The sequence below is a fragment of the Mycolicibacterium septicum DSM 44393 genome (genome assembly GCF_000455325.1).
In the GTDB taxonomy this organism is placed as follows: Bacteria; Actinomycetota; Actinomycetes; order Mycobacteriales; family Mycobacteriaceae; genus Mycobacterium; species Mycobacterium septicum.
In genome coordinates, this window is sequence record NZ_HG322952.1 from 722117 (window position 1) to 745822 (window position 23706).

Annotated in this window: 23 protein-coding genes; 11 read left to right on the top strand and 12 right to left on the bottom strand. The window is 67.6% G+C overall.

The genetic code is table 11. From position 1 onward, the window contains the following. Positions 1 to 5: 5 nt before the first annotated feature. Positions 6 to 1703: an AMP-binding protein gene (locus TX88_RS23445; protein WP_044520255.1), complete on the bottom strand. Its 1698-nt coding sequence runs from the start codon at positions 1701 to 1703 to the stop codon at positions 6 to 8. A gap of 59 nt (positions 1704 to 1762) precedes the next feature. Here TX88_RS23445 and TX88_RS23450 point away from each other — a divergent pair, with 59 nt between their 5' ends. Next, positions 1763 to 2602, top strand: coding sequence for a LuxR C-terminal-related transcriptional regulator (locus tag TX88_RS23450; RefSeq protein ID WP_044520256.1), 840 nt, complete (start codon positions 1763 to 1765; stop codon positions 2600 to 2602). An 8-nt stretch (positions 2603 to 2610) separates the two neighbouring features. On the opposite strand, the gene TX88_RS23455 is transcribed toward TX88_RS23450, so the two are convergent. Further along, positions 2611 to 3021 carry a hypothetical protein gene (locus TX88_RS23455; RefSeq protein ID WP_044520257.1) on the bottom strand — a complete coding sequence of 137 codons (411 nt, stop codon included), beginning with the start codon at positions 3019 to 3021 and terminating at the stop codon, positions 2611 to 2613. An 83-nt stretch (positions 3022 to 3104) separates the two neighbouring features. On the opposite strand from TX88_RS23455, the gene TX88_RS23460 reads away from it, so the two are divergent. From TX88_RS23460 to TX88_RS23470, 3 genes are read left to right on the top strand one after another with little or no spacing between them, the layout of a single operon-like run. Beyond that, entirely contained in the window at positions 3105 to 4223 is a 1119-nt protein-coding gene (locus TX88_RS23460) for an epoxide hydrolase family protein (RefSeq protein ID WP_044521806.1), read from the top strand. Positions 4224 to 4241: 18 nt separating this feature from the next. Further along, positions 4242 to 5549, top strand: a complete 1308-nt coding sequence (locus tag TX88_RS23465) for a DUF1254 domain-containing protein (RefSeq protein WP_044520261.1) — start codon at positions 4242 to 4244, stop codon at positions 5547 to 5549. A gap of 8 nt (positions 5550 to 5557) precedes the next feature. Beyond that, entirely contained in the window at positions 5558 to 5965 is a 408-nt protein-coding gene (locus tag TX88_RS23470; protein ID WP_044520265.1) for a hypothetical protein, read from the top strand. A gap of 82 nt (positions 5966 to 6047) precedes the next feature. Here TX88_RS23470 and TX88_RS23475 read toward each other — a convergent pair whose 3' ends face one another. Genes TX88_RS23475 through TX88_RS23485 form a run of 3 tightly spaced genes read right to left on the bottom strand, consistent with a single transcriptional unit; the run spans position 6048 to position 11755 of the window. Then, the gene (locus TX88_RS23475) at positions 6048 to 7913 is read right to left on the bottom strand and encodes an ABC transporter ATP-binding protein (protein WP_044520270.1); all 1866 of its coding nucleotides are present in this window, start codon (positions 7911 to 7913) and stop codon (positions 6048 to 6050) included. Then, a complete protein-coding gene (locus tag TX88_RS23480) occupies positions 7910 to 9808 on the bottom strand; it encodes an ABC transporter ATP-binding protein (RefSeq protein WP_209447087.1) in 1899 nt (632 codons plus the stop codon). The genes TX88_RS23475 and TX88_RS23480 overlap by 4 nt, the downstream gene beginning before the upstream one ends. 36 nt (positions 9809 to 9844) lie before the next feature. Further along, entirely contained in the window at positions 9845 to 11755 is a 1911-nt protein-coding gene (locus TX88_RS23485) for an ABC transporter ATP-binding protein (RefSeq protein WP_044521810.1), read from the bottom strand. A gap of 106 nt (positions 11756 to 11861) precedes the next feature. Here TX88_RS23485 and TX88_RS23490 point away from each other — a divergent pair, with 106 nt between their 5' ends. Then, positions 11862 to 12572 carry a response regulator transcription factor gene (locus TX88_RS23490; RefSeq protein ID WP_044520274.1) on the top strand — a complete coding sequence of 237 codons (711 nt, stop codon included), beginning with the start codon at positions 11862 to 11864 and terminating at the stop codon, positions 12570 to 12572. A gap of 3 nt (positions 12573 to 12575) precedes the next feature. Then, on the top strand, positions 12576 to 13916 hold the full coding sequence (locus TX88_RS23495) for a sensor histidine kinase (protein ID WP_044520276.1): 1341 nt from the start codon (positions 12576 to 12578) through the stop codon (positions 13914 to 13916). Between the two features lie 92 nt (positions 13917 to 14008). Here the strand turns inward: TX88_RS23495 and arfC are convergent, their stop codons facing one another. The 4 genes from arfC to TX88_RS23515 form a co-directional block, all read right to left on the bottom strand. After that, positions 14009 to 14608 carry a channel accessory protein ArfC, sunset domain variant gene (gene arfC / locus TX88_RS32900; RefSeq protein WP_049925305.1) on the bottom strand — a complete coding sequence of 200 codons (600 nt, stop codon included), beginning with the start codon at positions 14606 to 14608 and terminating at the stop codon, positions 14009 to 14011. Further along, complete coding sequence (arfB, locus tag TX88_RS34590; protein ID WP_029110268.1) at positions 14605 to 14760, bottom strand: channel accessory protein ArfB; 156 nt, start codon at positions 14758 to 14760, stop codon at positions 14605 to 14607. The genes arfC and arfB overlap by 4 nt, the downstream gene beginning before the upstream one ends. Before the next feature lie 11 nt (positions 14761 to 14771). Beyond that, positions 14772 to 15815, bottom strand: coding sequence for a channel-forming protein ArfA/OmpATb (gene arfA, locus TX88_RS23510; protein WP_044520279.1), 1044 nt, complete (start codon positions 15813 to 15815; stop codon positions 14772 to 14774). Positions 15816 to 15933: 118 nt separating this feature from the next. Beyond that, positions 15934 to 16296, bottom strand: coding sequence for an FKBP-type peptidyl-prolyl cis-trans isomerase (locus TX88_RS23515; protein ID WP_044520282.1), 363 nt, complete (start codon positions 16294 to 16296; stop codon positions 15934 to 15936). Positions 16297 to 16327: 31 nt separating this feature from the next. Between TX88_RS23515 and TX88_RS33495 the strand changes: the two genes are divergently transcribed. Both TX88_RS33495 and TX88_RS23525 read left to right on the top strand, forming a co-directional pair. After that, entirely contained in the window at positions 16328 to 16576 is a 249-nt protein-coding gene (locus TX88_RS33495) for a DUF2630 family protein (RefSeq protein WP_084622090.1), read from the top strand. Positions 16577 to 16591: 15 nt separating this feature from the next. Further along, positions 16592 to 18148: a phytoene desaturase family protein gene (locus tag TX88_RS23525; RefSeq protein ID WP_044520285.1), complete on the top strand. Its 1557-nt coding sequence runs from the start codon at positions 16592 to 16594 to the stop codon at positions 18146 to 18148. Between the two features lie 10 nt (positions 18149 to 18158). On the opposite strand, the gene TX88_RS23530 is transcribed toward TX88_RS23525, so the two are convergent. Continuing rightward, a complete protein-coding gene (locus TX88_RS23530; protein WP_044520287.1) occupies positions 18159 to 18935 on the bottom strand; it encodes a TetR/AcrR family transcriptional regulator in 777 nt (258 codons plus the stop codon). Positions 18936 to 19002: 67 nt separating this feature from the next. Between TX88_RS23530 and TX88_RS23535 the strand changes: the two genes are divergently transcribed. Beyond that, on the top strand, positions 19003 to 19413 hold the full coding sequence (locus tag TX88_RS23535) for a hypothetical protein (protein ID WP_084622092.1): 411 nt from the start codon (positions 19003 to 19005) through the stop codon (positions 19411 to 19413). Between the two features lie 13 nt (positions 19414 to 19426). On the opposite strand, the gene TX88_RS23540 is transcribed toward TX88_RS23535, so the two are convergent. Further along, positions 19427 to 19855 carry a MarR family winged helix-turn-helix transcriptional regulator gene (locus tag TX88_RS23540; RefSeq protein WP_044520293.1) on the bottom strand — a complete coding sequence of 143 codons (429 nt, stop codon included), beginning with the start codon at positions 19853 to 19855 and terminating at the stop codon, positions 19427 to 19429. Continuing rightward, entirely contained in the window at positions 19845 to 21299 is a 1455-nt protein-coding gene (locus TX88_RS23545) for an MFS transporter (RefSeq protein WP_044520294.1), read from the bottom strand. The genes TX88_RS23540 and TX88_RS23545 overlap by 11 nt, the downstream gene beginning before the upstream one ends. A gap of 133 nt (positions 21300 to 21432) precedes the next feature. Here TX88_RS23545 and TX88_RS23550 point away from each other — a divergent pair, with 133 nt between their 5' ends. Both TX88_RS23550 and TX88_RS23555 read left to right on the top strand, forming a co-directional pair. Continuing rightward, positions 21433 to 23190 carry an amidohydrolase gene (locus tag TX88_RS23550; protein ID WP_244438594.1) on the top strand — a complete coding sequence of 586 codons (1758 nt, stop codon included), beginning with the start codon at positions 21433 to 21435 and terminating at the stop codon, positions 23188 to 23190. 39 nt (positions 23191 to 23229) lie between these two features. Continuing rightward, a complete protein-coding gene (locus tag TX88_RS23555) occupies positions 23230 to 23694 on the top strand; it encodes a YbaK/EbsC family protein (RefSeq protein ID WP_209447088.1) in 465 nt (154 codons plus the stop codon). The last annotated feature ends 12 nt before the right edge of the window (positions 23695 to 23706 follow it).

The following is a 23706-nucleotide window of genomic DNA, read 5'->3' on the forward strand; positions in this document are numbered from 1 at the left end:
TGCGTTCATTCCACAAGATCCTCGTATCGGAATTCGGTGGAAATAGGTTGGCCCGCTTCATGAGCCGCGTCCTCACGCTTACGCAACTCGACGCGGCGGATCTTGCCCGAGATCGTCTTGGGCAGGTCGAAGAACTCCACCCGGCGCACCTTGAGGTAGGGGGCGAGATGGTCGCGGGCATACACCATGACCTCTTTCGCCGTGTCCGCGTTGGCTTCCCAGCCATCGGCCAGCGCGAGATACGCCTTGGGCACCGACAGCCGGGTGTCGTCGGGTTGCGGTACCACCGCGGCCTCGACCACGGCCGGATGCTCGATCAGCACGCTCTCCAACTCGAACGGCGACACCTTGTAGTCGCTGGACTTGAACACGTCGTCGGTGCGGCCGATGTAGGTGATGTAGCCGTCCTCGTCCACACCGGCGACGTCGCCGGTGTGGTAGTAACCGCCGGCCATCACGGCCTCATTGCGTTGCGGGTCACCGAGATAGCCGGTCATCAGGTTGCGCGGGTGCGCGGCCAGGTCCAGGCAGATCTCCCCCTCGTCGGCGAGCGTCGACGTGATCGGATCCACCAGCACCACCGGGACGCCCGGCATCGGCCGGCCCATCGATCCCGGTTTCACCGGCTGGCCGGGGGTGTTGCCGACCAGCAGCGAGGTCTCGGTCTGGCCGAACCCGTCACGAATCGTCAGCCCCCAGGCCTTTTCCACCTGGGCGATCACATCCGGGTTCAGCGGCTCACCGGCGCCCAGGATCTCGCGCAGCCCCTCGGGCCGCTCCCCCAGGTCGGCCTGGATCAGCATGCGCCACACCGTCGGCGGGGCGCAGAACGTGTTGACCGCGGCCCGCCGCAACTGACCGAGCAGGGCCGCCGCATCGAAGCGTGCGTAGTTGTAGACGAAGATCGTCGCCTCGGCGATCCACGGTGCGAAGAAACAACTCCAGGCGTGCTTGGCCCAGCCGGGCGAGCTGATCGCGAGGTGCACGTCGCCGGGTTTGACGCCGATCCAGGCCATCGTGGTCAGGTGGCCGACGGGGTAGCTCACCTGGGAGTGCTCGACCAGCTTCGGCTTGCTCGTGGTGCCGGAGGTGAAGTAGATGAGCATCGGGTCATCGACCGTGGTGCACGCCTCGAACCGCTGCGGTGCCACGTCCTGCGCGTCGGCGTAGCGATGCCAGCCCGCCGGCGTCTCACCGACCGCGATCCGCACGTAGTCACCGGGCACCTCGGCGAACTTGACCGCGTCGGCGGTGTTGGCGACGACGAACCGCGCGCCGCCGCGGGCGATGCGATCGGACAGGTCCGCCGGCCCCAGCGCCCCGGTCGTCGGCATGATGACCGCGCCCAGCTTGGCGATGGCCAGCATGGCCTCCCACAACTCGACCTGATTGCCGAGCATCAACAGAACCCGGTCTCCCTTGCTCACACCGAGTCCCTGCAGCCAGGCCGCGACACGGTCGGAGCGCTGCGCCATCTCGGCAAAGGTCACCCGCTGTTCGGAACCGTCCTCCTCGACGATCCACAGCGCCGTGCGGTCGTTGCCCCTGGCGATGGCGTCGAACCAGTCGACCGCCCAGTTGAAGGTGCCGCTGATCTGCGGCCAGGCGAATTCCTCGACCGCCTGGGCGTAGTCCGCGATGGTGGCAACCAGCTGGTCACGGGCACCGCGGTAGCGGTCCGTGTTGCTCGCGACGACATTCATGACAGTTATGCTCTACGTCACACTCGCCCGCCCGCTACCCCCGAAAGTGTGTACCGACGATGCGCCCCTGGTTATTGCGGCCCCGCGACGGCGACGCGGTACGCGCCGAGCTGCGCCGCATGGCCACCGATACCGGGCTTCCGCTGGCGTTCGGCGGGCAGGTGCACGACGACACCCTGCTGTTGAGCGAGTTCTTCGGCACCCGCACCGGCGCCATGCGCGGGCTCGCGGTGCTGCCCCGCGCCGGGCTGGGCGGGGCCAGCGTGGCGTCCCGCCGTCCCATCTCGGTGCCCGATTACCGGCGCTCGTCGACCATCACCCACGATTACGACGAGCCGGTGCTGACCGAGGGGATCCGCTCGATCCTGGCCGTGCCGGTGGTCGTCGACGGCACGGCGCGGGCCGTGCTCTACGGAGCGCACCGCACCAGTGCCCCGATCGGCGACCGGACCGCGGCCGCGATGGTGGCCTCGGCCCAGCGATTGAGCGACGAGCTTCGCGTCCGCGACGAGGTGGACCGGCGCCTGCGGATGCGCGAGACCGCGCTGACCAACTTCACCGACCAACCGGCCGACACCGAGCAGATCCGCGAGGTACACGCCGACCTGCGACGGCTGGCCGCCGACACCCCGGACCTGGCCGGGCCGTTGCGCGAGCTCGCGGACCGGCTGGCGGTCGCCCTGCGTGGCGATCCGCCGGCCAGCGCCCCGCTGACCGCGCGGGAGGTCGACGTGCTGGCGCAGGTTGCTCTGGGCTGCACCAATGCCGAAGCAGCCCAGCGACTTTCACTCAAGCCGGAAACCGTGAAGAGTTACCTGCGCAGCGCGGCAGCCAAGCTCGGGGCCCGCAACCGTCACGAGGCGGTCTCCAAGGCGCGGCGGTTACGCCAGATTCCCTGACCGCACCTTCAGCCGGTCCGCCGGACCAAGCGTTCGTAGCGCTGCCGGGCGGCCTGCGCACTGCCCAGCCCCAGGCCGAACGCGATGCGCTGCCACGTGAATCCGCGTCGATGCGCGGCCAACAGCAGGAGCGCTTCGAGCTCGTCCAGGTCGAGGCGAACTTTCGGCATCAGCGTGAGCGCGGCCATCAGGTCGTCCTCATCGATGTCGGGCTCGCCGGGTTCCGGGCTGAACGTTCCCCCGGCCAATGCCGCGACGATTCGGACGGCCTCGTGCGGCTCGACCATGTGCGCGTTGCTGCTCCGGGCTCGCCTGTCGGCGGTATCGGCATGACGCTCCGCGATTCGGAACAGCCCCGCGTACTCGCGCTGAGCACGCTCGCGGCTGGGATTGGGCGGCTGCAGCGATTCGTTCGTCATGGCATCCAGGGTGACTTTTCAACATTTTGTTGTCAACATAATATTGATACCGCTGGACGCTTCGGCGCGACAGGATGGCCTACATGACCTCGAGCGACCAGTCGATCAGCCCCTTCCGCATCGCAATTCCCGACGCCGATCTCCACGACCTCAAGCAGCGACTGAACCGGACCCGATGGCCCGAGGCCGAGTGCGTCGAGGACTGGACCCAGGGCATCCCGCTGGACTACACCAAGGATCTGGCGGCCTACTGGGCCAACGAGTACGACTGGCGCGCCCGCGAGGCCGCCCTGAACCGGTTCGACCACTTCACCACCGAAATCGACGGCCTGGACATCCATTTCATCCACCAGCGATCCGGGCGCGAGGACGCGTTCCCACTACTGATCACCCACGGCTGGCCCGGGTCGATCGTCGAGTTCCACAAGGTCATCGAACCGCTGACCGAGGCCGGATTCGACGTGGTGTGCCCGTCACTGCCCGGCTACGGGTTCTCCGGCAAGCCGAGCGCGACAGGGTGGGGAATCGGGAAGATCGCGCAGGCCTGGGACACCCTGATGACGCGGTTGGGCTATGACCGCTACGGCGCGCAGGGCGGCGACTGGGGCGCCGCGGTGACGACGCAGATCGGCCGCAACGTGGGCTCGTGCGTGGGCATCCACGTGAACATGCCGATCGCGCAGCCGCCGGCCGAGGGCATCGGCGAGATGACCGAGGACCTGCAGGCGGCCCTGGCCCGGATCGAGTACTACCGCAAGTGGGACTCGGGCTACATGAAGCAGCAGTCCACCCGGCCGCAGACCGTCGGGTACGGGCTCGTCGACTCCCCGGTCGGTCAGCTGGCGTGGATCGTGGAGAAGTTCTGGTCGTGGATGGACTGCGACGGGAACCCCGAGAGCGTGGTGTCCAGAGACGAGATGCTCGACAACGTCATGCTCTACTGGCTCACCGCATCGGCGGCCTCGTCGGCCCGGCTGTACTGGGAAAGCGCCAACACCTTCGCCGGCGGCGAATATGTCAGCCTGCCCACCGGTATCGCGTCGTTCCCGCTGGAGATCCTGCGCGCCCCGCGCAGCTGGTGCGAGACCGGCTACAACGTCACCCACTTCACGACGATGCCGCGCGGCGGACATTTCGCCGCCTTCGAACAGCCGGAATTGTTCGTCGAAGATGTGAAGACGTTCTTCGACACCGTGCGGTGACGTACTAGCGTCTTGGGCATGGACCCGTTGGTGCGTTCCCGTGCTGTCCAGGCCGTGATCTGGGGTATGCCCGCCGTCAACTTCGAGCTGCTGCGCGAAGCGGCAGCCGGAGTCGGCGCGGGCGACAACCAGGTGGTGTTCTGGTCGAAGCTGCTGGACTGGAAGAACCAGACGCTGACCCCGAATCCGGACACGCTGTACTTCTTCCCGCTCTACAACACCGAGGCCGGCCCGGTCGTGCTGGAAATCCCACCCGCAGAAGGTGGTTCGATCACCGGGTCGGTGGACAACGGCTGGCAGGAAGCACTCGAAGATGTCGGGCCCGCCGGGGTCGACAAGGGCGCGGGCGGCAAGTACCTGATCCTGCCGCCGGGCTTCGACGGTGAGGTTCCCGACGGCTACATCCCGATGCCGTCGGCGACGTACACGGGGTTCGGGGCGCTGCGGTCCAACGTCGCGTCGAGTGACGACGCCGACGTCGCCACGGCGGCCGAGTACGGCAAGCGCATCAAGGTCTACCCGCTGTCCGGCGCCGAGCCGACGGCCTTCGCCGACGCATCAGGTGCGTTGTACGACAGCACGATCCCGTACGACATCCGGTTCTTCGAACTGCTTCACCAGTTCGTCCAGCGCGAGCCGTGGTTGCAGCGGGACCGGGTGATGATCTCGGTGCTGAAATCGATCGGCATCGAGAAGGGCAAGCCGTTCGAACCCGACGCCGAGTTGAAGCCGGCACTGGAGGCGGCGGCGGCCGATGCACACGACTGGCTCGACGCCAACTATCCACGGTTCTTCACGCCGCCGTATTTCGATGGAAGTCACTGGGCCGTGCCCGCCTCCCCAGAGGTGGTGCAGGGCATGCAGAGCGGATTCGCCGACCCCGCCAGCTACCCTGTCGACGATCGCGGCCTGCTGTACTCGTTCATCTACTTCAGTGCCAAACACCTTGGGCAGGGCCAGTTCTACGTGATGACGATCGTCGATGCCGACGGTCAGTCGCTCGACGGTGCGGCCACCTATCGACTTCGGGTACCCGCCGACCCGCCGGTTTCGCTGTACTGGTCGGCCACGGTGTACGACCGGGCGACACACGCGCTGATCCGTGACCTGCCGCACGGAAGCCGCTCCTCGCACCGGCCCGACCTCGTGACGAACCCCGACGGGTCCGTCGACGTCTACTTCGGCCCGTCCGCCCCAGAAGGCAAGCAGTCCAACTGGATTCCGACGAAACCCGATGGCCAGTTCGAGGTACTGTTCCGGCTCTACGGCCCGAAACCCGCCCTGTTCGACAAGACCTGGGCGCTTCCCGACATCGAAAAGCTGTAGCCAGCACCGTGAACCGCCTGCGCTGGCTGGGCATCGCGGTGATGGTGGTCGCCGTGGGCGGCGGCATGCTGTGGCTGTTGTGGCCGCAACCGCGGACACCGATCGTCGCCGAAGCCACCGCGGGGCCGTACCTGGTGCGCTTGAAGGGCGATCCACCCAAGGTGGGAGTCGGCCCGCTGACCATCGAGATCCTGGGAAGCGCAGGCGAAACCCCGACACCGGAGTGGGTCCGCTTCGAACCACGCCTGCCGGAGATGGGTCTGGCCGCCCCCACCGTCGAGGCCACACCCGCAGGCACGGACGACTACAGCGCCGACATAGACCTGTCCGTGCCGGGCCAGTGGGACGTCATCGTGCGCATCGGTGCGGGCTCACAGAGCTACGACGCCACGCTGCGCTTCACCGCCAAGCGATAACGGCTGCGCGAGCAGACACGAAAGTACCCAGTTTCGAACAATTTAGGGTGCTTTCACGTCTGCTCGCGCAATAAAGAGGAGCTCAGGCCAGCGAATCGACCCAGGCCCGGTGCAACGCCGCATACGCCCCGTCGGCCCGGTCGATGAGATCTGCCGGTGCGCCGTCCTCGATGATGCGACCGTGCTCGAGGACGAGGACCCGGTCGGCGATCTGCACCGTGGAGAGCCGGTGTGCGATCACCAGCGCGGTGCGGTCGGCCAACACGGTTTCCAGCGCGCGCTGCACCATTCGTTCGCTCGGAATGTCCAGTGAGGACGTCGCCTCATCCAGGATCAGGACCGCCGGATCGGCCAGGAATGCCCGGGCGAACGCCACCAGCTGACGCTGCCCGGCCGACAGGCGGCCACCGCGCTTGGCGACGTCGGTGTCATACCCGTCGGGCAATGTCTCGATGAAGCGATCCGCACCGACCGCGGCTGCGGCCTCCCGCACCTGCTCATCGGTGGCCCCGGGACGTCCGAACCGGATGTTGTCGGCGACCGTCCCGGAGAACATGAAGTTCTCCTGGGTGACCATCACGACGTGGCGGCGCAGGTCCGCCTGGGCGAGCTCGCGCAGATCCACGCCGTCCAGCGTCACCGATCCGGCCGTGGGGTCGTAGAACCGGGCGATCAACTTGGCGATGGTGGTCTTGCCCGCGCCGGTGGTGCCCACCAGCGCCACGGTCTGACCGGCCGGCACCGAGAGCTCGAGCCCGGGCAACACCGGACGGCCCGGCGCGTACTCGAACCGCACATCGTGGAACACGATGTCGCCCTTCGGGTCCGCGCCTGAATCCGGCAGCGGGACGGGCCGCGCGGGTTCCGCGATGGCGGGCTGCTGGGCCAGCACCCCGGCCAGCTTCTCCAGAGCCGAGGACGCCGACTGGAAGGTGTTGAAGAACTGCGAGATCTCCTGCATCGGTTCGAAGAACATCCGCAGGTACAGCAGGAACGCGGCCAGCGTGCCGATGGTCATCTCACCGTGCAGCACCCGAGAGCCGCCGTAGAGCAGCACCACGCCCGTGGTGAGGTTGCCGACCAGCTTGACGCCGGGCATGAAGATCGCCAGCAGCTTGAAGGTCTTCTCGTTGATCGCCCGGTACTCGTCGGCGACGTCGTCGAAGATCTCCTGGTTGCGCGGCTCGCGCCGGTAGGCCTGCACGGCCTTGATCCCGGTCATGGTCTCGACGAACTGGACGATCACCAGCGCCGCGCTTTCCCGCACCAGCCGGTAGGTCTTGCCCGACTCGTTGCGGAACCACCACACCAGGGCGACCAGGATCGGGAACGCCGCCAGGCACATCAGGCCCAGCCGCCAGTCGAGCGCGACCAGCAGGATCGCGGTACCGAACAGTGTCAGCACCGCGGTGATCAGGCTGTCGAAACCGGTTTCCAGCATGTCCTGGATGGCCTCGACGTCATTGGTGGACCGGCTGACCACCCGGCCCGACGTATACCGGTCGTGGAAGGCCACATCGAGCTTGCCGAAATGGCGGAACACCCGCCGGCGCAACTCCAACAGCACCCGCTGCCCGACCCGGCCGGAGCGCCGCAGGAAGAACATGCGGCTGATCGCCTGCACGATCACCACCACGCACAGCGTGCCGACGATCAGCATCAGCTCACGGGCCGGGCCGCCCTCCAGAATCGGTGGGATGCCCCAGTCGATACCGCGCTGCACCAGGATCGGAACAGAAAGCCGGGCAGCGTTTTCCACGACGACCACCAGCGCCAGCACGGCGACCGTCCAGCGGTAGGGGCGCAGCAATGAGATGAGCAGCGCCCGGGCCTCGCGGCGCCGGGGCACGCTCTCGTCGATCGGAAGTGCGGACGCGCCGGCGGGGGTGCCGTCGGAGTCATCCTGCTCGTCGTCGGTCAGCCGGCCACGCCATTGTGTGGTGGTCATCGACGTTGCACCTCCGCCCCGAGATACGGTGGCTCGCCCACTTCGTCGATGGCCGCACGCTCGGCCTGCCCGCGCTGCAACCGGCCCAGCTCCTCGTCGTCCTCCCATTCGCAACTGCGCTCGCTCGCGTCGTCGAGTTGGTCATCGGCGGCCAGCAGGTAGCGGTATTGCGGTACCCGCGTGAGCAATTCGGTGTGCGTACCGATGTGGGTGATGGTCCCGTCCTGCAACAGGGCGACCTGGTCGGCCAGCAGCACGGTCGACGCGCGGTGCGCGACGATGATGCCCGTCACCCCGCGCAGGACGCGCCCGAGGGCCTCCGTCACCACGGCCTCGGTGTGCACGTCCAGCGCTGACAGCGTGTCGTCGAGCACCAGGATCTTGGGCGCCGCCAGGATCGCGCGGGCCAGCGAAAGACGTTGGCGCTGACCACCGGACAGGCTCATGCCCTGCTCGCCGATCCGGGTGTCCAGGCCGAACGGCAGGTCGTAGGCGAACTGTGCGGCCGCGATCTCGATGGCCTGGCCCAACTGCTCGTCGGTGGCATCGGCACGGCCCAGCCGTAGGTTCTCGGCCACCGACATCGAGAACAGCGTCGGGTCCTCGAACGCGGTGGCCACGGCCTGCCGCAGCACGGGCAGGCTCAGCTCCCTGATGTCGCGGCCGTCGATCAGGATCTGGCCTTCGGTGACGTCGTAGAGCCGCGAGAACAACGCGGCCAGCACCGATTTGCCCGAACCGGTCGCGCCGACGAGCGCCAGCGTCTGCCCCGGCTCCACCACCACGTTGACGTGCCGCAGGGCCCATTCGTCCTCGCCGTCGGGGAACTTGAAGCCCACATCCCGCAGCTCCAACCGCCCGCCGCGCGGCGCCTGCGACACCGGGCCGTCGGCGATGTCGATCGGGGAATCGAAGATCTCGGCGATCCGGTTGGCCGCGGTGAACGACTCCTGGGTCATCGACAGCAGGAAACCCAACGAGGCGATCGGCCACACCAGCGACAGCATCATCGTGATGAAGGCGACCAGGGTGCCCATCGTGACGTGGCCGTGGCCCGCCGCGTACGCACCGAACCCAAGCACCACGATCAGCGTGAGGTTGGGGATGACCTCCAGCAGCGTCCAGAACTTCGCCGACACACTCACCCTGGCGAACTGCGTCTCGTAGAGCTGCGTGGCCTGCTCGTCGAACCGGTCGAAGACGTAGTCCTCGCGGCCGAAGGCCTTGACCACCCGCAGCCCGAGAGCGGCCTCCTCGACATGGGTTGCGACGTGGCCGGTCTGGTCCTGCGCCAGCCGCGACAACCGGGTGTACTCCCGCTCGAAGTGCAGCACGGTCAGCGTGATCGGCACGATCGACACCAGCACCACCACACCCAGCGGCCAGTACATCGCCAGCAGGATCGACGTCACCACGACGATCTGCAGGGTGTTGAGGATCAGGAACACCAGCCCGAAGGACAGGAACCGGCGGATCGTGGACAGGTCGTTCATCACCCGCGACAGCAGCTGCCCGGACTGCCAGCGGCTGTGGAAGCTCATCGGCAGGATCTGCAGCCGCGCGTAGAGATCCTTGCGGATGTCGGCCTCGACGCCCATGGTGGCGCGGGCGACCATCCAGCGCCGGATGAACCACAGCACGGCCTCGGAGATGCCGACCGCCACCGCGGCCGAGCCCAGTACCCACAGCCCGTGCGGATCCTGGTGGCGCACCGGACCGTCGATCACGGCCTTGGTCATCAGCGGGATCGCCACCGTCGCGGCCAGGCTGACCACCGCGACCACGATCATGACGATCCAGCGGGTCCGGTACGGCAACAGATAAGGCAACAGCCGCCACAGATCTGAACTGGTCCGTATCCGCTTCGGTGGTGGGGCGATCGCGGGTTGACTCACTGGATCAATCTTCCCATCAGGGGCAAACGATTAACCTCATGCCGCCGGGACCTCCTCGGAGAACTGCGTGTCGTACAGCTCGGCGTAGCGGCCACCACGGGCGAGCAACTCGCGGTGGGTGCCGCGTTCGACGATGCGACCGTCCTCGACGACCAGGATGAGATCGGCCGCGCGAACCGTGGACAACCGGTGCGCGATGACGATCGAGGTGCGCCCGCCCAGCGCCTCGGCGAGGGCCTGCTGCACCGCCGCCTCCGAGGCCGAGTCCAGCGACGCCGTCGCCTCATCGAGCACCACCACCCGTGATCGTCCCAACAGCAGGCGCGCGATGGTCAACCGCTGCCGCTGTCCTCCGGACAGACGGTATCCGCGCTCACCGACAACCGTGTCCAAGCCGTCGGGCATCGCCGCGACCACATCGTCGAGCCGGGCCCGGCGGAGCGCCTCCCAGAGTTGGTCTTCTTCCGGAGCCGCCCCGGCGGCGACAGCGGATCCAGCGTCCGGTCGTCCTAATAACAGGTTGGCGCGGATCGACTCGTGGAACAGGTGCCCGTCCTGGGTCACCATGCCCACGGTGTCCTTGAGCGACGCGAACGTCACGTCCCGCACGTCGGCACCGTTGAGCTTGATGGAACCGGAGTCGACGTCGTAGAGCCGGGCCAGCAGCGACGCGATGGTCGACTTGCCCGCCCCCGACGATCCGACCAGCGCCACCATCTGCCCGGGCCGGGCCGTGAACGAGATGCCGTGCAGCACCTCGTCACCACCGCGGTCGTCCAACGTCGCCACTTCTTCCAGCGAGGCCAGCGACACCTTGTCCGCCGAGGGGTAGGAGAACCGGACGTGGTCGAATTCGACCTCGACAGGACCATCCGGCACAGGCACGGCATCGGGTTCCTCGGCGATCAGCGGCACCAGGTCGAGCACCTCGAAAACCCGCTCGAATGACACCAGGGCGCTGGCGATCTCGACCCGCGCGTTGGCGAGTGCGGTCAGCGGCGCATACAGCCGGGTCAGCAGCAGCGCCAGGGACACCACCGCGCCGGCCTGCATCTGCCCGCCGATCGCGAGTACGCCGCCCAGCCCGTAGACCAGTGCCAGGGCGAGCGCCGACATCAGCGTCAGGGAGTTCATGAACGTCGACTGCAGCATCGCCGTGCGCACCCCGATGTCGCGCACCCGGTCGGCACGCGCCGCGAACTCGTCGGACTCGGTCTGCGGGCTGCCGAACAACTTGACCAGGGTGGCCCCCGGGGCCGAGAACCGCTCGGTCATCTGGGTGTTCATCGTGGCGTTGTGGGTGGCCGCCTCCCGGGACAGCCCGGCCATCCTCGTGCCGATGCGCCGGGCGGGCAGCACGAACAACGGCAGCAGGGCCAACGACAGCAGGGTGATCTGCCACGAGATGCTGAGCATCACGACCAGCGTCAACGTCAGGGTCACCAGGTTCGCGACGATGCCCGAGAGCGTGTCGGAGAACGCCCGTTGCGCCCCGATCACGTCGTTACCCAGGCGGCTCACCAAGGCGCCGGTCCGGGTGCGGGTGAAGAACGCCACCGGCATGCGTTGCACGTGGTCGAACACCGCGGTGCGCAGATCCAGGATCAGACCTTCGCCGATGTTCGACGACAACCACCTGGTCAACAGGGCCACCGCGGCTTCGGCGACGGCTACCGCGGCGATCACCGCGGCCAGCAGCACCACCGTCGACGCCGGGCCGCCCCGCGTGATCGCGTCCACCACCCGGCCGGCCAGCACCGGTGTCGTCACCGTCAGCAGCGCACTGACCACGCTGATCGCGACGAAACCGCCCAGCCTGCGGTGGTGGCGCGCGGAGAAGCGCCAGATCCGCGACAGCAACCGCCGGTCGGCCAGTGCGCGCAGGTCACCGTCGCGCGCATGCGTCTGCCGGTACAGCGACTGCCTGGCCACTGTTTCCATATTCATGAGCATCACCGTAAAACCTGAACAATTATTGAGGTCAAAAACATCCCCGGGGACTTCCCTGGGAGCCTGCGCGAATCACCGTTGTTCATCGGGCAAGATGGCGGTTATGGATAGCGCTACCAGTGGCATGGCCTCGCCCCGGGTCCTCGTCGTTGACGACGACCCTGACGTGCTCGCCTCGCTGGAACGTGGGCTGCGGCTGTCCGGGTTCACCGTCTCTACGGCCGTGGACGGGGCCGAAGCGCTGCGCAGCGCCACCGAGACCCGCCCGGACGCGATCGTGCTCGACATCAACATGCCCGTACTCGACGGCGTCAGCGTGGTGACCGCGCTGCGCGCGATGGACAACGACGTGCCGGTCTGCGTGCTCTCGGCCCGCAGCAGCGTCGACGACCGCGTGGCCGGCCTGGAAGCCGGCGCCGACGACTACCTGGTCAAACCGTTCGTGCTGCAGGAGCTGGTGGCCCGGGTCAAGGCCCTGCTGCGCCGCCGCGGCGCGTCGGCCACCTTCTCCTCCGAGACCATCCAGGTGGGCCCGCTGGAGGTCGACATCCCGGGCCGCCGCGCCCGCGTCAACGGGGTGGACGTGGACCTGACCAAACGCGAGTTCGACCTGCTGGCCGTGCTGGCCGAGCACAAGACCGCCGTGCTGTCCCGCGCACAGTTGCTGGAACTGGTCTGGGGCTACGACTTCGCCGCCGACACCAACGTGGTGGACGTGTTCATCGGGTACCTGCGCCGCAAACTCGAGGCCGGTGGCGCGCCACGGCTGTTGCACACCGTCCGCGGGGTCGGATTCGTCCTCAGGACGCAGTAGGAAATGAGGCCGCTGACCCGGATCTTCCGCCGCACACCGTCGCTGCGGACCCGGGTCGCGTTCGCCACCGCCATCGGCGCAGCGATCGTCGTCGTCATCGTCGGCACCATCGTCTGGGTCGGCATCACCAACGACCGCAAGGAACGACTGGACCGGCGCCTCGACGAAGCCGCAGGCTTCGCCATCCCGTTCCTGCCGCGCGGCCTCGGCGAGATCCCCCGCTCCCCGAGCGACCAGGACGCCGTGATCACCGTGCGTCAGGCCGGAAACGTCTCGTCGAACTCGAACGTGATCCTGCCCGAGCTGCCCGACGGCTACGCCGACACGTACATCGACGGGGTGCGCTGGCGGGTCCGCACCGTGCAGATCCCCGCCCCCGGACCCATGTGGGTGGCAGTCGGCGCGACGTACGACGCCACCATCGCCGACACCAACAACCTGCACCGACGGGTGCTCATCATCTGCGTGTTCGCCGTCGGCGCGGCCACCGTGCTGGGCTGGGTGCTGGCCGCGTTCGCGGTCCGCCCGCTCAAACGGCTGGCCGAGCAGACTCGCGAGATCGAGGCGGGCGACGAGGCCCCCGACGTCGAGGTTCGCGGCGCCAGCGAGGCCGTGGAGATCGCCGATGCCGTCAACGGCATGCTGCAGCGCATCTGGAAGGAACAGGACCGCACCAAGGCCGCGTTGACCTCGGCCCGCGACTTCGCCTCGGTGTCCGCCCACGAGTTGCGCACCCCGCTGACCGCGATGCGGACCAACCTGGAGGTCCTGTCGACCCTTGACCTGGCCGACGACCAACGCAAGGAAGTGGTCGGCGACGTCATCCGCACCCAGTCGCGGATCGAGGCCACCCTCGGCGCCCTGGAACGCCTGGCCCAGGGGGAACTGACCACCACCGACGACCACGTCACCGTCGACATCACCGAACTGCTCGACCGCGCCGCCCACGACGCCATGCGCGTCTACCCCGACCTCGAGGTCTCACTGGCGCCCTCGCCCACCGTGATCATCATCGGGCTGCCGACCGGACTGCGGCTGGCGGTGGACAACGCGATCGCCAACGCGGTGAAGCACGGCGGCGCCACCCGGGTGCAGTTGTCGGCCGTGAGCTCGCGCGAGGGAGTGGAGATCGCGGTCGACGACGACGGCGTGGGCGTGCCCGAGGAAGAACGCGAAATGGTGTTCGACCGGTTCTCGCGTGGGTCGACCGCGTCGCGCTCGGGCTCCGGACTGGGACTCGCGCTCGTGGCCCAGCAGGCCGACTTGCACGGCGGTACAGCGACTCTGGAATCCAGCCCGCTGGGCGGGGCGCGGCTGCTGTTACGCCTGCCCGGTCCGCACTAGAAATAGTCCCGTCAATACGGCGAGCAGACGCTTAGGTACCCTGCCGATGGCGTTTTCGGGTACCGCCGCGTCTGCTCGCGCGTCTTGTGCTGTTACTTCTTGTCGCGCTGGGACTTACCGCTGTCCCAGCGGTTGAACCCGGCACCCTCGGCGGATTCGACGTCGGCGAACCAGATCTCGGCGATGGTCACCGAGTACGACGGGCTCTCCGGCGAGTGATAGAGCATCGAATCCTCGTTGCCCTTGATCAGATAACCCGTCGGGGTGCCCGCACCCGAGACCCGTACCGAACCAGCGCCGTACGGCGTCTCCTCGACGACCTTGACGTCGTCATCGGCCGCCTCGTGGGCACCTCCGCCGGAGGCGAACTTGGCCGCCCCGGCTGCACCGGCGGCAGCCGCACCGGCCGCTGCGGCACCGCCGCTGACTTTGGGCAGCTGCGTGGTGGGCTCGTCGCCAGAGCTGACCCGGGGCAGCTTGGTCGTGGCGTCATCGGCGACGGCCGTTGCAGCTCCGGCTGTTCCGCCGACGGCCGCGGCCTTACCACCGGCTCCGGCCGCGGCGTCGGGACGACGCCCCAGCGCGCCGTACACCGGCACCTCGCGCTTCACCCTGCGCAGGGTCAGCGCCAGCGTCAGTACCAGGCCGAGCACAAAGGCCAGGGCCATCAACCACCAGTTCACGTCGCTCATCGTCGTGCTCCAATCTCACGCGAGCCGGGCAGTTCGGCGAACGCCTCTTCCTCACTGGTGGGCTTGACGGTCACCACCGAAATCAGCCAGGCCACCAGCGACCCCACCACGAATGCGAGCAGATACCACAACCATTGGATTACGAAGTCCATGTCGAATCTCCCTAATTGACCGTGATCTCGACACGGCGGTTCTGCGCCTTGCCTTCGGGGGTGTCATTGCTGGCGATCGGATTCGCCGAACCCGCGCCGGACGACGTCACGTGATCGGCCGCCAGACCCTGCGAAACCAGATAGTCGGCAACAGCTTTGGCGCGGTTGCCGCTCAGCGGGATGTTGATGGCGTCATTGCCCGAGCTGTCGGTGTAACCGGTGACGGCCACCTTTGCGCCTTCGCACGACTTGAGCTTGTCGGCCACCTGCGACAACAACTGCTGCGAGGACGGGGCCACAGCGAACCCGTCGGTGCTGAAGTTGATCGGCGTCTTCAACAGAGCGCTGACATCACCCTGCAACACCGCGCACGGTCCGGGCGTACCACCGGGAGCACCCGGTGCACCAGGAGCCGGAGGCGCGGGGGCAGCCGGTGCGGCCGCGATCTGAATGTTGTTGACGAGCTTGATGTTCGGCCAGGCTGCCTTGGCGGCCGCCTCGACCGCGTCGCGCACCTGCGCCGACGGCGCCGTACCGGTCAGCGTCAGCGTGTCACCGTCGATGCTGAAGTTGAAATCCGGAATGTCGGCCGAGGCGTCGAACACCTTGCCCAGGGCCGACACATCGGGGGTGCTCACACCCGGGCGCAGATTCAGATTGTCGACCAGATTGACGTCCGCACCAAACTTTCCGCGCAGCCAGTCCAGCAGCGAGGTCTTGGCGGCCGCGTCGGGCAGATCACCGGTGAGGGTGAAGTCGTTGCCGTTACGGGTGATCGACAACGGCGCGAACGAAAGGTTCGGCAAATTGACATTGGGTGCGTTGACGTCCGGGGCATTCACGTCCGGAGCGGTCAATGTCGCCGTGGGATTCACATCGGGAAGAGTGACATCAGCGTTCCTGTTCGAGCGGTCGAGTCCGCCCCACCCGATCAGCCCCAGCAACAATGGAACTGCCGCCAGCGCCAGCAACCAACCCAAACCGGGTGGTCGCCGATATAACTTGGAGGCTGTTTGCCAGCCTGTGATTGTCCGAGATTCGTCCGAACCCGACATTTTGGGCACTCCCTGAAGTCGACGAACAGTTATCTACAGCAGCGAAACAGGTTGACGGTAGCAGCAAATGGAAATTGACGGTTAGGTTCGGCCAATACTTTCCGAACCCATGGAAACGTCAACGGGCGGCGAGCAGATCGATCACGAAGATCAGCGTCTTGCCCGAAAGCCGATGCCCCGAGCCCGCCGGACCGTAAGCCTGTGCAGGCGGAATGACGAGCTGGCGCCGACCGCCGACCCGCATCCCGGGAATTCCGTCCTGCCAGCCCTGAATTAGGCCCCGCAATGGAAATTCAATGGATTCTCCGCGATTCCAGGAGCTGTCGAACTCCTCACCGGAGTCGTATTCGACGCCCACGTAGTGCACCTCGACGGTGCCACCGGGCACTGCCTCGGGGCCGTCGCCGACCACCAGGTCGGTGACGACCAATTCAGTGGGGGCAGGTCCGTCCGGAAACTCGATGTCAGGTTTTGTACTCACCGGATCAACGGTAGTCCGGCAGACTGGTTGTGTGGCCAAAGATCAGGACATCCTCGCCGAAGTTCACCGGCTCGTTGCCGAGGAGCAGGAGCTCCGGACCAGAGTGCAGCGCCGGGAAATCGACGAATCCGAAGAGCAACAACGACTGAGATCGCTGGAAGTCGCTCTCGACCAGTGTTGGGACCTGTTGCGGCAGCGCCGTGCGCTGCGTGAAACGGGACAGGACCCGGGCCTGGCCCAGAAACGCGGAGCCGACGAGGTCGAAGGCTATCGAGGCTGACCGGCAGGGCGTGACGTGACAGAAAAGGCGTTGGACGCCGTCATCGTCGGCGGCGGGCACAACGGCTTGGTGGCCGCTGCCTACCTGGCCCGGGCGGGACGCCGGGTCCAGGTGCTCGAACGTCTCGACCACGTAGGCGGCGCAGCAGTTTCGGCACACGCCTTCGACGGTGTGGATGCCCGCTTGTCGCGGTACTCGTACCTGGTCAGCCTGCTGCCCCAACGCATCGTCACCGATCTGGGAGCCCGAATCCGGCTGTCGCGGCGCCGAATCTCGTCCTACACGCCGGATCCGGCCACCCGCGGTGCGACCGGACTGCTGGTCGGCCCGAAGCCGACGTTCGACGCGATCGGCGCCGGCGCCGACGCGGCCGGGTTCAGCGACTTCTACCGCCGGTGCGGGCTGGTCACGTCCCGGATCTGGCCGACGCTGCTGCAGCCGCTGCGCAGCCGGGCCGAGATGCGACGCGACGTGCTCAGCGGAGCGGACACCGAAACAGCCGCGGCCTGGGAAGCGCTGATCGAACAGCCCATCGGCCAGGCGATCACCGCCGCGGTGTCGCACGATCTGGTGCGCGGCGTGATGGCCACCGACGCACTGATCGGCACGTTCGCAGACATCGACGATCCGTCGCTGATCCAGAACGTCTGCTTTCTCTACCACCTGATCGGCGGCGGCACCGGCGACTGGGATGTGCCGGTCGGCGGGATGGGTGCGGTGAGCGGGGCCCTGGCCGCCGCCGCGGCGGGCTTCGGCGCCGAAATCATCACCGGTGCAGATGTTTACGCGATCGATCCGGATGGCGAGGTGCGCTATCGCCGGGGCGGATCGGCGCGGCGCGTCGCCGCCGAGCGTGTGCTGGCCAATGTCACCCCCGCAGTGCTCGCCGACCTGCTCGGCGAACCGGCTCCCGAGACCGCCCCCGGCGCGCAGGTGAAGGTCAACCTGATGCTGCGCCGACTCCCCCGGCTCCGCGACGAACACGTCACGCCCGAGCAGGCATTCGGCGGCACATTCCACATCAACGAGACGTTCAGCCAGCTGGCCGGGGCCTACGACGCCGCGGCCGCCGGGCGTGTTCCCGATCCGCTCCCGTGCGAAATCTACTGTCACTCCTTGACCGATCCCAGCATCCTGTCCGAGGACCTGCGGGCCACGGGGGCTCAGACGCTGACCGTCTTCGGGCTGCACACCCCGCACTCACTAGCCGTGGGCGATCCCGACCGGACGCGCGACCGGCTGACTTCGGCGGTGTTGAACTCGCTCAATTCGGTTCTGGCCGAACCGATCCAGGACGTCCTCATGGAGGACGGCGCCGGCCGGCTGTGCATCGAGTCCAAGACCACAACCGACCTGGAGCAGGCCCTGGGGATGACCGCGGGCAACATCTTCCACGGCGCGCTGCGGTGGCCGTTCGCCGAGGACGACGCCGCATCGGAGACGCCGGCCCAGCGCTGGGGTGTGGCCACCGCCCATGACCGGATCCTGTTGTGCGGCTCGGGTTCGGTGCGCGGCGGCGCCGTCTCCGGCATCGGCGGCCACAACGCCGCGATGGCGGTGCTCGAAAGCTGAGGCGACGGGCTCAGTCTGTGCCGATGAGGTCGGCCAGTCCGTCCAGCACACGCGCCAGCCCGAACTCGTAGGCGTGCGCGGCACTGTAGGCCGCGTCGAATGCCTGGCCGGCCGCCGTCCCCACCCGCGAGGCCAACGGATATCGGTCACCGTCGAGGACGCGCTCCAGCAGAGGGCCGACGCGTTCCCACCACTGCCCGTCACTCTGGCCGCTGTCGGCCGCGGCCCGGCGCGAATCGATGGCGATCCGGGCGACCGAGTTCACGAAGCCAAGCACATACGTCAGCGCCGAATCCATGTCGAGGTCACTGAGTCCGAGTGAGTCGAACGCGCTGAGCTCGTGCTCGTACTTGGCCATCATGCCCGGGCCCAGCGGCGGGCGGGTAGTCGGCAGGTAGGTGATCCAGGGATGCGTCTCGAACATCGCGAGGTTGTCCTCGGCGATGACGGAAACCTTCTCCCGCCACGGCTTCCCGACGAAGTCGCGTCGCGGCATCTGCCGGTAGACGGTATCGACCATCAGGTCCAGCAGTTCGGCCTTGCCCGGCACATAGGTGTAGGTGGCCATCGGCGTCACACCCAGTTGCACGGCGACCGCCCGCATCGTGAGCGCGTCGAGGCCGTCGGCATCGGCGATCCGGATGGCGGCGTCGACCACCGCGTCCACCGTCGTGCGTTGTTTCGGCCCGCGGGTGCGCGCGCCCTGACCCGGCTCACGCCAGAGCAGTTCGAGCGTGCGTACCGGATCGCCGGCACTGCTGCGATCCCCACCTGCGCGTTCTCTCACACCGCCATCCTCTCTGTACTGTGTACAGTGTATGCCGTACAGAGTAATCCTACCGCCGAGGAGCACCATGGTGACCATGCCGCAGGCCTGCGAATTCACCCCCACCACCGCCGATGTCGACTCGGTACTGGCGTGGTTCGCCCGCTACGACGCCCTGGCGACGAGCAAGGACGCCGAGGGCATGGCGGATCAGGCGATGTTCCCGCTCAACGAGGTGACCGACGGCAGCGCCGAGTCCGTCGACCGGGCCGGGTTCATCGCGCAGATGGCCGAACAGTTGAGCCAGAGCACCGATTTCACGATGGAGTCGACCCGAACGCCGCACTTCATCAACGAGAACCTGGTGTTCGTCATCACGGACGCGACGTTCACCGCCGACGGGTTCAGCCAGCGGGTCCGCTACGGCGATCTGCTGGTCAAGTGCGACGGCGTCTGGAAATTCCAGACCATGGTGCAGGGCGGGTGGGGCGAGAATTGATCCCGGTCGAGGGCTAAGGCGTGGTGATCTTGCGCAGGATCGCCCGCAGGACTTCGAGGTCCCCGGCGTCGAGCGCGGCGAGCGCTTCCGGCGCCGGATCCTCGATCCGGTCGATGCGCGCCAGCAGCGCCCGCCCGGCGTCGGTCAGCGACACCAGCTTGCAACGCCGGTTGGCCGGGTCGATCGCACGCACCACCAGCCCGCGCTCCTCAAGGTCGTTGACCGCGACCGTGGCCGCCGGGGCATCGACCGTCGCCGCGTAGGCAAGCTGCTTGACGGTCAGTGGTTCGCGCGCAAGCCGTTTCAGGATGCGGATACGGCTGAACGGCAGCCCGGTCTCGTCGATCACCGCCCGGCGCCAGCCGTCGCGGTGGTCGAACACCAACGCGGTCAGCTCATGCCACACCCCGTCGGCCAAGTCGGTTCGCCGGTCATCGGGCATGGGTCACCTCCGGGACATGGTGTTCACCGATCAGGGGCGCCAGCTTCTGCGCGGAACGCAGAGCCCACGGCGTGGTGGAGACGACGCCCAGTGTGAAGATCACCAAACCCAGTGCGGCACAGACGAACCACAGTGGTCGGGCGGCCGCGGCGAAATCGATGCCGGTCCCGGCCAGCGCCGCACCCGCGACCGAACCGCACAGGGCCACACCGATACTCACGCCGACCTGACGACTGGTGGAGGCCACCGCCGAGGCCGCACCGGCGCGGTCCAGTGGCATACCGCTGACCGCCGTGGTGGTGATCGGCGCATTGACCATCGAGAAGCCGATGCCGAACACCGCGAACATGACCAGCAGCTGCCACACCGGGGTGTCGCCGGTCAACCGGGTCAGCAGGACCGTGGCGACGGTGATCGTCGCTCCCGACACCAGCAGCGAGGGCCGGCTGCCGTACCGGCCGACCAGCCGGCCCGACAGCGGCGAGAAGATCAGCGCGCCGACGGCGACCGGCAGGTAGATCAGGCCGGTGTGCATCGCCGAGTAGCCGCGCTCGGTCTGCAGGTACAGCGACATCATGAACAGGAACGCCCCGTACGCGGCGAACGCACAGACCGCGATCAGGGTGGCCGAGGCGAACGGCACGCTGCGGAAGAAGCGCAGGTCGATAAAAGGGTCCTTGCGGCGCGATTCGTAGCGCAGGAACGCCACCAGGGCCGCGAGCGCCACGACGGCGACGGCGAGGGTGCGCGGGTCGGTCCAGCCGAAGCCCGGGCCCTCGATGAGCACGAAGACGACGCCGAACAGGAATGCCACGCCCAGCACCTGGCCGACGGGGTCGAGGTCGCGCATCGTCGCCGACTTGGATTCCGGCACGAAGATCGCGGTGAGCACGAGGGCCAGGACGCAGATCGGCAGGTTGATCCAGAACACCGCGCGCCAGTCCACGTATTCGATCAGCGCCCCGCCCACGATCGGGCCCAGTGCCATCGAGATGCCGACCACCCCGCCCCAGACGCCGATCGCGCGGGCGCGCTCCACCCGGCCGGTGAACACCTGGGTGATGATCGACATGGCCACCGGGTTGAGCATCGAGCCGCCGATGGCCTGCAGGAAGCGGGCCGCGATGAGGGTTTCGATGTTGGGCGCCAGGCTGCACAGCAGCGAGGCCACCGCGAAGATCGTCAGACCCAACTGGAACGTGCGCCTGCGGCCGAAGCGGTCGCCGGTGGCGCCCGCCAGCAACAGCAGCGACGCCAGCACCAGGGTGTAGACGTCGACGATCCACTGCAGCTGCGACGGTGAGGCACCCAGATCGTCACGGATGCTCGGGATCGCGACGTTGACGATGGTGGCGTCCATCGACACGATCAGCAGGCTCAGACAACACGAGACGAGGATGATCGCCTTGCGCCGTGCGCTGAGCGAGCCGACAGTTGTATTCACACAACTATTGTGAAACTACAACTATCAATCAGGCAAGTCGAAACCCGCCGCAGCGGTTCGCCGGCCCCACTACAGTGATCGCCACCAGCAAACGCGGACTCACCCATCCGGACGACAACCGGAACGGAAACCCATGCGTGAACCGAGTGATCACCAGATGTCCCGCCGCCAAGCCCTGACCGTGCTCGCGCTGATGGGCGCCGCGCCGGTCGTGCTGGCCGGCTGCAATTCCCGGAGCCAGCCGTCCTCCGGGAGCGCCGACGTCATCTTCCGCAACGGGACCGTCTACACGGTCGACCCGGCCAAGCCGAGAGCCGAAGCCGTCGCCACCCGGGGCAAACAGATCGTGCACGTCGGCACGGCCGATGAGGCCATGGCGCTGGCCGGGCCGTCGACGCGGGTGGTCGACCTCGACGGCGGCATGCTGCTCCCCGGGTTCGCCGAGGGCCACATCCATCCCATCGCCGGCAGCGCCATCACCCGCGGCGTGGACCTCCAGTTCGACACGCGCGACGCCATCCTCGCGGCACTACGCGACCATGCCCCCACCGTCGCCGGTAGCGGCCCGGTGCGCGGTTTCGGCTGGCGCTACGACGCATTCCCCGCCACCGGGCCCAGACGCGAGGACCTCGATGCGATCTGGCCGGACCGGCCCGTGCTGCTGATCGCTATCGACGCCCACTCGGCGTGGGTCAACACCAAGACCCTCGAGCTCGCCGGGATCACCAGGGATTCCGCCGATCCGGTTCCGGGTTTCAGCGTGTTCCAGCGCGATCCCGACGGCACCCCGACCGGGTACCTCGTCGAGGTGCCCGCCTACATGCAGGTGCTGAACTCCGTCGTGCCGATGGACGAGGGGTTCGTCACCGAGTCGCTGACCCAATGGGCGCCCAAGGCATCGGAGGCCGGCATCACCTCGATGTTCGACGCGGGCGTCGAAATCATGCCGGAGGACAAGGCTTTCGGGCACTACCGCGACCTCGAGACGGCGGGCAAGCTGCCCTTCCGGGTCACCGGCAGCTACTACTACAACCAGCCGGACGTCGATCCGCTGCCCAAGATCCTGGCGTTGCGCGACGGACCCCAAACCGAGCTCGTGCACGTCAACGTGCTGAAGATCGTGATGGACGGCGTGGATGCCGGACGCACCGCGGCGATGCTCGCGCCGTATGCGGACAAGCCCGACACCAGCGGCCAACCGCTGTTCTCCGCCGATCAGGTCAACGACGTCGTCAAGCGCGCCGACGCACAGGGAATCGACATCCACGTGCACTGCATCGGCGACAGATCAACCCGCATGACGCTCGACGCTATCGCGGCCGCCATCGAGGCCAACCCGCAACGCGACCGGCGAAACGCCATCGCACATCTGCAATGTGTTGACCCACAGGATATTCCACGGCTGGGCAAGCTCGGTGTCATCGCGCAGGTCTCCGCCCAATGGGCCGCACCGGACCCGTACTGGCACAACGTGACCACCGTCCGGCTCGGGCCCGAGCGGGCCGATCGCATGTATCCGTTCAAGTCACTGTCCAACGGCGGCGCCCGCCTGTCCTTCGGCTCCGACTGGCCCGCGGCGAGCTACTACAGCACCTTCCGCCCCCTCGAGGCGATCGAGATCGCCGTCACCAGAAGAGAACTGGGCAAAACCGACCAGACGCCGCTACCTCGGCCCGAAGAACGGTTGAGCCTGGACCAGGCGATCACCGCCCAAACCATGGGCCCGGCCTACCAACTGCGCCGCGAGAACGACCTCGGCTCCATCACCGCGGGCAAGCTGGCCGACCTGGTCGTACTGGACAAAGACCTCACCGCGATCCCGCCGCACGAGATCCACCAGGCCCAGGTCAAGCTGACGATGATGAACGGTGTTGTCCGCCACGAGAAATAGTCTGAGCGCTACGGGCGCCGATCCGACAGAATCGTCACTGTGAACGAACGGAACTCCCTCGTCGCCGCAGCCGTTGCCGCCGCAGGCATCGAATCGGCCATCAAGATCCTCGACGCCGACGCCAAGACTGCCGCCGCAGCCGCCGACCAATTGGGGTGCGAGGTCGGGGCGATCGCCAACAGCCTGGTGTTCGAGTGCGACGGCGAACCGCTGCTCGTGATGGCCAGCGGTGCCGCCCGGGTGGACACCGACGTCGTCGCCGGCCATCTCGGGGCCACCGCCATCCGCAAGGCCGACCCGAAGCTCGTCCGCAGCGCGACCGGACAGGTCATCGGCGGCGTCGCTCCCACGGGCCATCCGGCGCCGCTACGCACCGTCGTCGACCAGTCACTGGCGTCCTACCCGGTGATCTGGACGGCCGCGGGCACCGCCGACTCGGTCATGCCGCTGACCTACGCGCAGCTACTGGCGCTCACCGGCGGCGCCGCGATCGCGGTGCGCTGACGTCGGGCTGTC